At 39.8% G+C, this 12,681-nt stretch carries 11 protein-coding genes, 6 pseudogenes and 1 other annotated feature; of the genes and pseudogenes, 5 read left to right on the forward strand and 12 right to left on the reverse strand.

Annotated features, from left to right (window positions below):
- A pseudogene (locus tag HHA43_RS10820) lies at window positions 1-285 on the forward strand (biotin synthase); the annotation flags it as partial.
- Between the two features lie 100 nt (window positions 286-385).
- On the opposite strand, the gene HHA43_RS10825 reads toward HHA43_RS10820, so the two are convergent.
- From HHA43_RS10825 to HHA43_RS10850, 6 genes are all read right to left on the reverse strand, one after another.
- Window positions 386-595, reverse strand: coding sequence for a hypothetical protein (locus tag HHA43_RS10825; protein WP_168461604.1), 210 nt, complete (start codon window positions 593-595; stop codon window positions 386-388).
- Between the two features lie 522 nt (window positions 596-1,117).
- Window positions 1,118-1,861, reverse strand: coding sequence for an adenosylcobinamide-GDP ribazoletransferase (locus HHA43_RS10830; protein ID WP_168461593.1), 744 nt, complete (start codon window positions 1,859-1,861; stop codon window positions 1,118-1,120).
- A complete protein-coding gene (locus HHA43_RS10835; protein WP_168526754.1) occupies window positions 1,858-2,466 on the reverse strand; it encodes a histidine phosphatase family protein in 609 nt (202 codons plus the stop codon). Before HHA43_RS10835 ends, HHA43_RS10830 begins: the two co-directional genes overlap by 4 nt.
- Window positions 2,454-3,521, reverse strand: coding sequence for a nicotinate-nucleotide--dimethylbenzimidazole phosphoribosyltransferase (gene cobT / locus HHA43_RS10840; protein ID WP_168419432.1), 1,068 nt, complete (start codon window positions 3,519-3,521; stop codon window positions 2,454-2,456). Before cobT ends, HHA43_RS10835 begins: the two co-directional genes overlap by 13 nt.
- On the reverse strand, window positions 3,518-4,039 hold the full coding sequence (gene cobU, locus HHA43_RS10845) for a bifunctional adenosylcobinamide kinase/adenosylcobinamide-phosphate guanylyltransferase (RefSeq protein ID WP_168461596.1): 522 nt from the start codon (window positions 4,037-4,039) through the stop codon (window positions 3,518-3,520). Before cobU ends, cobT begins: the two co-directional genes overlap by 4 nt.
- Window positions 4,036-4,662 (reverse strand): 2'-5' RNA ligase family protein, encoded by a 627-nt coding sequence (locus HHA43_RS10850; RefSeq protein ID WP_171525601.1) that lies wholly within the window; start codon window positions 4,660-4,662, stop codon window positions 4,036-4,038. The genes cobU and HHA43_RS10850 overlap by 4 nt, the downstream gene beginning before the upstream one ends.
- 276 nt (window positions 4,663-4,938) lie before the next feature.
- Between HHA43_RS10850 and tehB the strand changes: the two genes are divergently transcribed.
- The 4 genes and pseudogenes from tehB (at window position 4,939) to HHA43_RS10870 (ending at window position 9,823) form a co-directional block, all read left to right on the forward strand.
- Window positions 4,939-5,805, forward strand: a complete 867-nt coding sequence (tehB, locus tag HHA43_RS10855; RefSeq protein ID WP_168461606.1) for an SAM-dependent methyltransferase TehB — start codon at window positions 4,939-4,941, stop codon at window positions 5,803-5,805.
- Window positions 5,806-5,895: 90 nt separating this feature from the next.
- Window positions 5,896-6,685, forward strand: a pseudogene (locus HHA43_RS10860) (integrase core domain-containing protein).
- Window positions 6,171-6,287 (forward strand) — a sequence feature (AL1L pseudoknot). Its footprint overlaps the pseudogene before it by 117 nt.
- 455 nt (window positions 6,686-7,140) lie before the next feature.
- The gene (locus HHA43_RS10865) at window positions 7,141-8,586 is read left to right on the forward strand and encodes an SLC13 family permease (RefSeq protein WP_104469881.1); all 1,446 of its coding nucleotides are present in this window, start codon (window positions 7,141-7,143) and stop codon (window positions 8,584-8,586) included.
- 19 nt (window positions 8,587-8,605) lie between these two features.
- Entirely contained in the window at window positions 8,606-9,823 is a 1,218-nt protein-coding gene (locus HHA43_RS10870) for a glycerate kinase (RefSeq protein ID WP_104469882.1), read from the forward strand.
- A gap of 159 nt (window positions 9,824-9,982) precedes the next feature.
- Here the strand turns inward: HHA43_RS10870 and HHA43_RS10875 are convergent.
- The 6 genes and pseudogenes from HHA43_RS10875 to HHA43_RS10900 all read right to left on the reverse strand — a co-directional run.
- Window positions 9,983-10,624 (reverse strand): annotated as a pseudogene (locus tag HHA43_RS10875) (IS256 family transposase); the annotation flags it as partial.
- Between the two features lie 39 nt (window positions 10,625-10,663).
- Window positions 10,664-11,164, reverse strand: a pseudogene (locus tag HHA43_RS10880) (IS3 family transposase); the annotation flags it as partial.
- A gap of 37 nt (window positions 11,165-11,201) precedes the next feature.
- Window positions 11,202-11,336: pseudogene (locus HHA43_RS13240) on the reverse strand (IS110 family transposase); the annotation flags it as partial.
- Window positions 11,330-11,883, reverse strand: a pseudogene (locus HHA43_RS10890) (transposase); the annotation flags it as partial. The pseudogenes HHA43_RS10890 and HHA43_RS13240, both read right to left, overlap by 7 nt.
- Before the next feature lie 121 nt (window positions 11,884-12,004).
- On the reverse strand, window positions 12,005-12,235 hold the full coding sequence (locus HHA43_RS10895; protein WP_168542606.1) for a transcriptional regulator: 231 nt from the start codon (window positions 12,233-12,235) through the stop codon (window positions 12,005-12,007).
- Between the two features lie 189 nt (window positions 12,236-12,424).
- Window positions 12,425-12,661 carry a hypothetical protein gene (locus tag HHA43_RS10900; protein WP_092819298.1) on the reverse strand — a complete coding sequence of 79 codons (237 nt, stop codon included), beginning with the start codon at window positions 12,659-12,661 and terminating at the stop codon, window positions 12,425-12,427.
- Window positions 12,662-12,681 lie beyond the last annotated feature (20 nt).

Below are 12,681 nucleotides of genomic sequence, written 5' to 3' on the forward strand. Positions count from 1 at the left end.
AAACTAGATGTGATTGAGTGGATTCGTACCATTGCGGTTGCGCGTATTATTATGCCAAACAGTTACATTCGTTTATCTGCAGGGCGTGAATCATTGTCTGATTCAGATCAGGCTTTGGCCTTTATGGCAGGTGCGAACTCGTTGTTCTCGGGTGAAAAGTTACTCACTACACCAAATGCAGGCGAAGGCAAAGACAAACAGCTGTTCCAAAAGCTAGGTTTAGTTCCTGAACGTGCCAAACCAACCGTTGCAGAATTATCTGTAGATGCAATGGCAATTGCTTAAACTTTTAGCTTAAACCCAAAAAAACAAAGTCCCGAAATGGGACTTTGTTTTTTTGTGTCATCTTCTCTTAAGCAGCAAGATAAGTTTGTCCAGCAGCACCTTAAGAAGTGATTAAAATACCGTAGCTGGCATTCAAATACTGCCCTACTTTAATTATATCGGCACCATTGGCATGTTCTACTGTCAGTTGTTGCTGAATCGCATCATAATAAAAACGATCATAACAGTCTTGATGATGTAGTAACCACGTCAAAGTATCTGTCAAATTTTCATCTACAATATAGGTCTTTTCTTTAAAGTTTTTAGGCATCGCCATCCATCACATCTTTTAACAGGCAAGATAGCGCTATCTTAAAAGCAACTCAACCAAGCTTAAAGCCTGAACATGCAAGAAAATAGAATCTAAATACAAATGTGTCAAAATTTAGACAATAAAAAAGTGAGTTATAAAACTCACTTTTGTTGATGATGACTTATTGTGTCTTACTGTCCCCACATTTACGACACTCTAAATGCGCCCCGATTTCTTCCATTTCATCATATTCATAGATGTGTAAACAGAAAATTTGCTTTAACAGTTTGATCATATATGACATTCCTTTTGATTTTTATACATCATGTTTGTGATCTCATCCTGAGATACAAATGCCATCAAGGCTGACTGACATAAACTACTATTATCATAGTTTTTAAAAATATCAAATCCAATTTAGGAACTTTCCGATAAGCGTACATCTACATTTTTGCAAAAACAAGTCAATTATTATTTAAATCAAACAAATTCATATGCTTGTGAAGTGAGAAACAAGTATCCCAAAGCACTTAAAAAATTTCAGTGAATTAAAAACCATGAAATCGCAATAGCCAATAAAACCATCGTTTCAGATATTTCTATGCTCGCACCCACCATATCGCCCGTTATACCTTGCAATCGCAGCATAAATTTATGTCGTAGATATACCGTACAAAGGATGAAAGTCAGCACAGCGATCAAGCCAAGCCATCCCCACAGCGCAGCACTAGCAAAAGTCAACGCAATCACAATTTTTGCGCCTGTTTTGGGCAAATAAGCTTGTATAGAAGTACCCAAACCTTGAGCACGCAAATACGGTGTGCTTAAAAATAAAAGTAGTGCACTCAAACGCGCTAAAACAGGTACCAGCAGTAAAGCTGCTAAATATTGTTGCTCGAGTAGAACATAAAGTGTTGACCATTTTAGCAAGCAGCACATCAGTAGACTCAGCACACCAATTGGCCCGCTGCTTGGGTCTTTCATAATCTTTAATGTTCGTTCGGGGTCTCCAAAACCACCCACCCATGCATCTGCGGTATCTGCTAGTCCATCTAAATGCAAACCACCAGTGAGCCAAATCCAGAGAACTAAAATCAGGCTGCTACTAAGCACCAAAGGCAGAAATTGCAGCAAACTGGCAACACCCCAAAGCACAGCTCCGATTAGCAAACCCACCACAGGATAAAACAACAACGACTGCGCATTTTGTTGTGGACTCGGCAGTTGTTTTAAAGACACAGGCAAAGTGGTGAGAAATTGCAAGGCAATCCAAAACGCTGTCATTGTTGCTCCTGCATCGTCACGCTTCCATCCAAATGCAATTGAAATGAACTCAGTTGCCCTAAATCTGCCGACATTTTCAAAATATCATCTAAGGGTTGTTGCTGCGCCATCACCTTTAACAGCTTAATGACCCCACCGTGTGTGACCAGTAAAATTCGTTTTGGCTGATTCGTGTTTTTGACTTGTAAATACTGAATAAAGTCCTTCAAACCTTGTACAACCCGTTGTTGAAAATCGAACAAGGCTTCTGCCTGTGGCGGGGTAAATTGCGTAGGGGTCGTCCAAAATTTTGCTAAATCTTCAGGATATTCTACATATAAAGTCTGGGTTGAAGCCGCTTCCCAAGTACCAAAATGCATTTCCTGAAACTGGGCATCAATATAAAGTGGCAATTGCTGTTCGCCAGAAAAATCCTGAGCAAAATTCAAACAACGCTGCAAAGGAGAACTCAGAATCATATCCCATTGCAGACCATGATCCAGCGCAGTATTCACGGTTTGCTGCATTGTTTTCCAGCCTTTGGACGTTAAAGCATCATCGGTTGAGCCACGCAAAGTATGGCTCAATGCTGTTTCTCCATGCCTTAATACATCTAGCCTGAGCATGAAGTTACTTTCTCGCCAATGACTGCTGCTTCTGCAAAAGTTGCCATTTGATTATGCAAGGCACAGGCCAGCTGGATGATGCCCAAAGCAGCACCTGCACCACTGCCCTCACCCAAACGTAAATTTAGATTTAATAATGCCTGCGCATTTAACTCTTCCAATAAACGGCGGTGGCCATATTCTGCCGACTGATGTCCAAACAACATCCATTCACGCACCTGCGGGTTTAGACGGACAGCAACCAATGCCGCAGCACTACTGATAAAACCATCCACCACTATAGGCATACCTAGCTGTGCACAGCGGATATATGCGCCCACCATAGCCGCAACTTCTAAACCACCAACAGCACAAAGGGCTTTAAAGGCATCTTGTTTTACATAGTCTTGATGTAGCGCCAAAGCTGCATCAATCACCTGCTTTTTATGTTGTAATTGTGCAGTGTCAATACCTGTTCCCACACCTGTGAGTGCTTCTGCAGGTGCTTGCAATAAAAAGCAAGATAAGGCCGATGCAGAGCAAGTATTCCCAATCCCCATTTCACCTGCAACATAGATTGAGGCCTGTTGCGCAACAGCATCTTCAACACTTTTACGCCCTAAAGCCATAGCCTGCATACACTCTTGCTCGGTCATGGCAAGCGTTTTAGCAAAATTTGCTGTACCAGCACGAATACAATGTCGCTCTACGCCCGCATAGTCATACGCATCGCCCACTGAACCACAGTCAATCACTTGTAGTTGTGCCTGATACTGTTTAGCAATGACGCTGATACATGCGCCACCCGTCGCAAAATTTTGCAGCATTTGTCGTGTCACCGCTTGCGGATAGGCCGAAATATTTTCTTCCATGACGCCATGATCACCTGCAAAAATGCAAATCCACGGACGTTCAATATTCGGTTGCGCTGTGCCTTGTAAAGATGCCAGTTGAATTGCGACATTTTCAAGTTCAGCTAACGACCCTGTAGGTTTTGTCAGTTGAAGCTGTCTTTGGATTGCCTGCTGTTTCATCTGCACATTGGGTGTTTGACATTCAGCTAACCACCAAGTCATGAATTCTCTCCTTTTAAAAGCATTGGAAAACCAGCAACACAAAACTGGACTTTGTTTGCAATTTGCCCTAACTGTTGATGTAGCCGCCCTGATTCATCTACAAATTTTCGGGTGATTTCCCCTAGTGGCACAACACCTAAACCTGTTTCATTGCTCACCAAAATAATATCGGCCTGCAAATGAGGTAAAACTTCAAGTAATGCTACAATTTGTTGTTCAGCAAAGTTTTCTACCGTTTGCATCAGTAAATTACTCATCCACAAAGTCAGACAATCTACCAAAATCACATGATCTGGATGATCCAGCATTTTTAACTGTTGCGCCAAATATAAAGGTTCTTCACGCAATTGCCATGACTGCGGACGCTGTTGCTGATGATGCTGAATCCGTGCCTGCATTTCGGCATCGCCTGCTTGTGCGGTTGCCACATAAATAACCGTTTTGCCAAATTGCTGTGCACTTTGTTCGGCTAGGCGACTTTTCCCAGAACGTGCACCGCCCAAAATAAGTTGAATCATGATGCTCCCAAAGGAAATTGATAGCTTGTAAAAAGTGGCCCTTGTAATGTTTTCGCCTGATAATATCCAAAACTTAAATGCTGAATATTCAAATCGAAATGTTGCACTATAGTGTTTTGAATACGCTCTAAAATATAATTAGTTGAATGTTCAGCTTGATACAGCCCCAAAGTAATATGCGGATGATACTGCAAAGCAGCAATTTCCGCTCCTGCTGTGCTTAAAGCCTGACGAATACGGCATAATTGCTGAGCATGATCTTGCACATCTACAAACAACGCGCTGTTAAAGCTATTGATTCCGCCAATCTGCAATTGAAAAGGTTGCAATTGCAAATGTTGTAGCGCCTGTAATTGTCGCTGAAACTGTTGTTCAACAAAGTCATCATCCCAGTGTTTTTTTACGGCGGAAAAACCACAAATGTATAAAGTGATATGAAACTGGCGGGTATTAGGAGTCAATAATAAATCAGAAAATTGCTGTTTTAATTGTTCTAAATATTGAACTAAAGCAGGATGCTCAATGCTTAAGTACCACAACGCATAATGCTCACGCCCACGATGCCATTCAGGATAATCATGCTGCTGTGTGGGAATAACAAACTGATTGGCTTGAATAAACACTGGATAATTCAATAAATTAAGGCGACTCATGGTAAAACATTCATAGCGCAATGAACATGAAAATAATGCAGCTTCAGCTGAATATTTTTCAGGATCATTTCTGGGTACTGCTTATTTCACCTCAAAACACATTTTTTAAGCTTGCAAATTCTCAGTGAATAGATGGTTGAAAACGACATGAAATGCTATGCTGAAATTAAGATCAAGTAGACTGATCTACGTAATAAAAAATCTACACAAGTGTCTAAATCATGATGAACAACGCTGGAGTTTATGATGCAACAAGAATTGATATGTTATAAGCAACTTCCAATTTGGAATCATGATTCAATTCCGCAAGGTTTTAAAAAACAACACAACACGCAAGTAGGCACTTGGGCAAAACTTACCATTTTAAAAGGTGAAATGCTTTTCTCGATGCTGCATGAATCAGGCGAAGTGCAATCTGAGCATGTTTTTTCTGTGCAAAACCAACCGCCTTTTATTGAGCCGCAAGCTTGGCATAAAATCGTATCTGCCAGTGAAGACATTGAATGTCAGCTCAGTTTTTATTGTTTAGCTCAAGATTATTTTGTCAAAAAATACAAATTAAGCCCAACCCATTCTGAAATTATAGCCGCACTGCCGCAGTTACCCGTTGGCAAAGCTTTAGATGTTGGTTGTGGTACAGGCCGCAATGCGCTGTATTTGAGTCAGCATGGTTTTCAGGTCGATGCTTGGGATGGTAACCCGACCAGTATTCAAAAATTGAATGAAATTATTGAAGCAGAGCAAATCACTACCATTCAAACTGCGGTGCGTGACTTGAATCAGGATTCATCTATTTCAGGGCAATATCACTTTATTAATTGTACTGTGGTGATGATGTTCTTGGCACCTGAAACTACTCCAAAACTCATTCAAAATATGCAAAAAGCCACTCTTTCACAGGGTTACAACTTAATTGTTTGTGCAATGGATACTGAAGACTACCCTGTACAACAAGACTTCCCTTCTAGCTTTAAAGCGGGTGAATTAAGTGCGTGTTATGCTGATTGGGATATTGTGAAATACAATGAAAATGTAGGTGAGTTACACCGTACAGATGCTGCAGGTGATCGAATTAAGCAGCGTTTTGCGACCTTGTTAGCAAGGAAAAAGTAATAGTGATAAGATGCTGAAAGCAAGTACTTTATAACGTTAGTGAACCGTACCGGGTTTGTCGGAGACTCAATATTCTGAGAGACTATTCCGATGAAAAAACCAAACTATACCCCCGAAATTAGAGAAAGAGCGGTTCAATTACTAATTGAATCTGAAAAAGATTATCCTTCTACTTGGGCAGCAATCACAGCTATTGCGCCTAAAATCGGTTGTACTCCTGAAACATTGCGTGTTTGGTATTTAAAGCATATGGATCAACTAAATCCTGCCAAAGTACAACAGATATCTGACCAAGAAAAAATGAAGCAAATGGAACGTGAAATTAAAGAATTAAAACGTGCCAATGAAATTCTACGTAAAGCAGCCGCTTTTTTCGCCCAGGCGGAGCTCGACCGCCCACACAAATAATGGTGGATTTTATCCATAATAATAAAGAGCTGTACGGAGTCGAGGCGATTTGTAGAATTTTACCGATCGCCCCTTCAACCTATTATCGGACTCTAGATCTCTGTGATGAGAAGCATTGCACGATCGAGGCATGCCAAAGAATGTGATTCATCATTCCGATAGAAGTGTTCAATATCTTTCTATTCGCTATACCAATCGTTTTGAAGCAGCAAATTTACGAGCATCAGTCGGTACAACGGGTGATTCATACGATAATGCTTTGGCTGAAACGGTGAATGGCTTATACAAAACAGAGGTGATTGAATATCTATAAGCAGATTGGCAAGGTTTAGCACATGTACAACTTGCGACACTAAATTGGGTAGATTGGTTCAATAAAGAGCGTGTACATAGTGCACTAGGTTATGTATCGCCTTTTGAGTTTGAAGCAATGTACTATGATAAGGTTAACACGTTAGGTCAGGTGGCCTAACTTAAATAAAAAAGTCTCCGACAAACCCGGTACGGTTCACAGATTGAAATACGAGTTTTTAAAGAATTATTTTTTAATGTTGGTTTAAAACAATTAAAACTATATGACCTGGATGGAAATTCTATTGAGTAAGCATTTAAAAGTGTCTTTTAGAATAAAGATGTTATAGAAAATGCACATTTATAGGTAATGTCGATTGTTCAAAACAATTCAGTACTCTGAAAGGCAAACAACTTTCACCTAACAGTCAAATCCTGTTTTAGCTCTATAAAAAGCCCTAGGAAAACTGAGTAAATTTATCAAAAGACTTTGCATATATTTAAGTGTTTGTATTTAAAGATAAAGCCTATCTACCGAAGTGTTGACAAAACACACATCTCAAACTTAAATTGTATTTTGATGTTGAGTTAAATTGTGGTCAAATGCCATCCAAACAATAGAACGTATGACATCAGATGTTCAATGCTTCACTCCTCCGTTTTCCATTGTGGTCAGTTATTCCACTATTGGTCATTTATGTTGCTTTAGCCTTTAGCGCATTCAATTTAGATCAGGTTCAGCAAAATGCAATTTTGACTATAGGTGTATTTTTAACAGCAACATGGCTGTGGATCTGCACCAAACTTGAAGAAACTTATATTGCACTTTTAGCTGTGTTTGCCCTGATCTTAACTGGCAACTTAAACGAAGAACATCTATACCAAGCTTGGGGACAAGATCTGATTTGGTTACTCATTGCAGCATTTGTTATTGCGGCAGGTGTGTTCAAAACAGGGCTAGCAACGTATTGTGCATCACAACTTTTAAAATATGCCCATAACACCCGAACGCTATGTTATCTGCTGACAATTTTCATCGTACTGTCGGCATTTATTATTCCGTCTACCTCAGGTCGTGCGGCAATTATTTTACCTATATTTCTGGGTTTGGCTGAAATACTGAAACATCAAACACATATTCTTAAAGCATTGGCATTGCTCTGTCCGTCGATCATTTTGTTGAGTGCAATTGGCTCTTACTTAGGTGCTGGGGCACATTTAATTACCAATCAGATTTTAGTTGAGCAGGGGTATCCTGCATTTAGTTTACTCAGTTGGCTATGGTTAGGTTTTCCTTTCGCATTGGTCTCATCATTGGCATGTACCGAGCTTATCTTAGGTTTATTTACCAGTAAAAAAGAAAGATCGATGCCATTAAACTTAAGTCATTTGAATGTGTTAAATGAACAGGCTGTAGGTTCAGAACAAAAATTATCTGCACTACAAAAACGTATTATCTGTATTTTAGTTTTGATTTTGGGCTTATGGTTGACTGAGCCATTGCATCATATATCTGCCACCATGGTTGCCATATTCGGTGCTTTATTAATGGTTACACCAAGTGTGGGGTGTATTAAGTTCTCTCAAGCTGTGAAAACAATACCTTGGGCATTACTCATGTTTATGGCTGCAACTTTAGCAATGGGGGCAGCATTAATCGAGAGTGGAGCAATTCAATTATTAACTCATTCCATTTTTTCAAAGTTTGATATACAGCACCCGAGTGCATCGATCATTTTCATTGCATTAATGATCATTATTTCTTTATTGTCACATTTATTTATTCAGTCACGTTCAGCACGTTCAGTTGTGCTTATCCCGATTGCGATTTCTCTTGCACCCCAATTTCAAGTTTCACCTGTGGCAATGGCATTTATCTCAACAGCCGCTGCAGGATTTTGTCATTCACTCACATCATCAGCAAAACCAATTGCGATTTTTCATCAAACTGAAACACAGACGATGTTTAATGCGCACGATTTACTTAAATTAAGTTTTTATTTAGCACCCATCATGTTGGTGCTGCTTATTATTTTTTCGTTCATCGTCTGGCCGATGTTAGGTATGCCGTTATTACTATAGTTCAAAAGTTTGATTTCTTATGTGTGCTGAAATTTTGGAAAATATACTCATTTTACCAAGTGGTTTTAAGGAATCATTAACTGCAACTCAAGTTGCTCAAGCTATAAAAATTGGAATATCTAAAGCTTTACCTCATGCTTCAATTCGTGCAATTCCAATTCCAGATGGTGGGGAACATACTGCGCATATATTGGCACATCACACCAATGGCAAAATCATATCTAAAACAGTGACAGGGCCATTGGGGCAGCCCATTCATGCCCATTTTGCAATGTTGGGCGGCTCCTATGCTCATGTAGCAGTCATTGAAGTTGCAGCAGCTGCAGGCCTAAAATTAATTCCCTTTGATCAGCGTAATCCGATGCAGACCACCAGTTATGGGGTGGGTGAATTGATCATGTGTGCGATCAATGAGGGCGCAACTAAGATTATCTTGGGTTGTGGCGATTCTGGTATTAGTGATGGTGGTATTGGTGCTCTACAAGCGCTAGGTGTGAAAGTTACAGATCATTTGCATCGTGAGATTCCCTATGGCGGTCAGTACTTACAAAACGTGAATCAAATTGATTATTCAGGTTTAGTTGCTCAATTACGTTATCACCAGATTGACATTATATTGGCGCTAAATCCATTTAATATTTTATGTGGCCCACAGGGGGTTGCACCTGTATTTGCACCACAAAAAGGGGCATCTGAACAACAGGTGCAACAATTATCAGAAGGTTTTGAACATTGGGCTTTGAGTCTAAAAAATAATCATATCAATCCTATCTCAAATTTTGATTTTGCTTATGGAATGGGGACAGGTGCATCGGGTGGATTAGGTGCTGGTCTTGCTGCTATTGGTGCAAAACTTTGTCCTCGGTTTGATGTGTTATTAGGCAAAGACTTAGTCGGCTATGATTTAGATCATGAAATTAGGCGTGCAGATTTAATTATTACGGCTGAAGGTGCGATTGATTGCCAAACACTTCGGGGCAAAGTGCCTGCTGAGATTGCAGCACGAGCAGCAAAATTTAATAAACCTGTGATTGCGTTAGCAGGCACGCTCGCACACGATGCCGAATGTGTTTATGACATTGGGATTCATGCAATCAGCTCAATTATGTCAAGCCCTATGTCTTTGCAAGAGGCGATTGAAAACAGTGAAACACTTGTGATTCAAGCCAGTGAACGACTTATGAAAAGCGTGATACTAGGACTAAAAATAGCGCAAGTCCAAAAATTGGCGGTTTAATTTAGCGAAGCAACCTAATTAATTCTATTTTACATTAAGAACAATTTGTGTGGATGGAATGTAGAGCTATACCGTAAAACACATTCTAATTTTGAATCTAAATATGATCTGGCATCATCGCTAGCGAGAGCGTTCAAAATTCTGTGTCAGCCGAATTGGCTAGAGTTTAATTATATGAGGAGCACTGCTCCGCAAGTGCCTGCCTTCAAAGTAAATCGATAACTGTGTGATGGTTTGCCCCCAGTTTGTCACCGGCATTGTCCATTTTTCAGAAGCCTGTTGAATGCCAATATACAGCAATTTCAGCAGGCTATTTTCATTCGGGAAAGCCCCCTTGGTTTTGGTCAGTTTTCTGAATTGGCGATGTACTGCTTCAACCGCATTGGTGGTATAAATTGGCTTCCTAACCGCTTTCGGATATTTGAAATAGGCACTGAGTAAATGCCATTTTTCACGCCATGAACGAATGACTTTCTCGTATTTATCCCCCCATTTGGCTTCCAGCTCATCTAGCGCCATTTCAGCTGCCTGCTTGGTATCTGCTCGGTAAACAGGCTTCAGATCAGCCATAAAGGCTTTTTGATCCTTACTGGCCACATAACACAAGCTATTGCGGATTTGGTGAATAATACATAACTGCACTTCTGTCTGCGGAAATATCGCAGCAATTGCTTCAGGGAAGCCTTTAAGCCCATCAACGCAGGCGATCAGAATGTCTTGTATGCCACGGTTCTGCAAATCTGTGAGTACGCTGAGCCAATAATTAGCACCTTCACTTTCTGATAGGTAAAGACCCAGCAGTGAACCGTACTGGGTTTGTCGGAGACTTTTTTATTTAAGTTAGGCCACCTGACCTAACGGGTTAATCTTATCATAGTACATTGCTTCAAACTCAAAAGGCGATACATAACCCAGTGCACTGTGTACACGCTTTTTATTGAACCAATCTACCCAGTTTAGTGTCGCAAGTTGTACATCTGCTAAACCTTGCCAATCTGCTTTTAGATATTCAATCACCTCTGTTTTGTATAAGCCATTCACCGTTTCAGCCAAAGCATTATCGTATGAATCACCCGTTGTACCGACTGATGCTCGTAAATTTGCTGCTTCTAAACGATTGGTATAGCGAATAGAAAGATATTGAACACCTCTATCTGAATGATGAATCACATTCTTAGGCATACCTCGATCGTGCAATGCTTGCTCCAATGCATCGAGCACCATATCTGTATTCATCCGTGTAGATACTTTCCATCCAATAATTGCTCGCGAGAACACATCAATAATAAATGCAGTGTAGACCCAGCCAGAATTGGTTTGAATATACGTAAAGTCACTGACCTGAGATACCGTCTTGGTAGTCAATCAGGTTTTGAGATTATTCGACCAATAAATAATCTCTTTGATAGGCAGTCTGATGTTTTAAAACGCCATAACACAGATGTATAAGCTTACGCATTGCAGCACCTAAAGCACACATTTTATTTTTACCCTGGCTTAATAATCGTTGATAACACTGCCATTATGACGGACTTTAACTACAATACAGTCCATATAGACGATGGGATAGAGTGCATCCAGCGGACGGTTTTGCCATTCAGCGACTTGCTCCTTGACGGCATCCTCACAGCAGTGCTGTTCGCCTTGGAAATAAGCGTTGGCGATACATCAGCATCGTACATTTCTTTGAAAGTAGCCACGATTTCACGGGTAGTCATGCCTTTGGCATAAAGGGATAGAATTTGGTTATCCATTTGCGTGATACGAGTCTGATTCTTTTTAATTAGCTGTGGCTCAAATGTGCCATCACGATCTCGTGGTGTGGTGATCTCAATCTCACCATCATCGCTCAGCACGGTCTTACTGGAATAACCGTTACGAGCATTTGAACCGTTCTTACGAGCATTCTTTTCATGTCCGAGATGTTCGGTAAGTTCGACATTGAGAGCCGTTTCAACAGTGAGTTTAGTCAACAATCGGGTGAATTGATTGAGATCGTCTTCTGTTTTGATTCCTTTAGCAAATTCTGCTGCAAGGTCTTTTAGTTTTTGTTCGTTCATCATGTTGCCTGACTCCGTTGTGAATATGAACATAGCAAATTCAGGCAATTACACAATTTAATTTACAGTCTCATAATAAGCCTTATACTATAAAGCCCACTTAATAGTGGGCATTTACATTTCATTGACGTCTGGCCAGCTCTTTTAAATGCCAGTCAATAATCTCATCATAACGATACTTAACTCCACATTGCTTGCTCATTCCGCTTTTGATTCCCCGTGGGAAAAGATCATCTTTTAGTTCTTGCTCTCGAAGTTCATTAATCGAAATTCGAAGAAGTTTACAAACTGTTTTCTTATTCAAAAACTGATAAATCTCATTAGACTTAGTATGCTTTTTACAAGAACTCATTGATACTATTAAACCTGCTTAAATTGGAATCTGTTGAAAGATTTAATCTAGCATCAACTCTAAAATATCTCTGTGTGTGGTTAAAAAAATGAGAAAATAAACAGTTTTATTTATTTATTAGCCAATTAACAATACTTCTCGCATCTTTCTATAAAAAAATTAGGCCCCTTAGGGCCTAATTCATAAAACTTACTTACCGTAATTTTTTTCTTTCCAAACCGTTATTTCGTTGAAATCATAATAAACACCAGATTGTCGTGTACTACCAGTTTTGATCGGTCTTGGAAAGCTTTCATCATTCATCGAAACTTTTCTTAACTGCTCTACTGAAAATTCCAGATAGTCACATACTTCTTTCTTTTTTAATCTGAGTGGCTTTAATACGATACCATTTACAACAATGTCAAATGCAGTATTTGAAATCATCTCTATTCCTAATGATTAAT

This window comes from Acinetobacter sp. A2 (assembly GCF_012371325.1).
In the GTDB taxonomy this organism is placed as follows: Bacteria; Pseudomonadota; Gammaproteobacteria; order Pseudomonadales; family Moraxellaceae; genus Acinetobacter.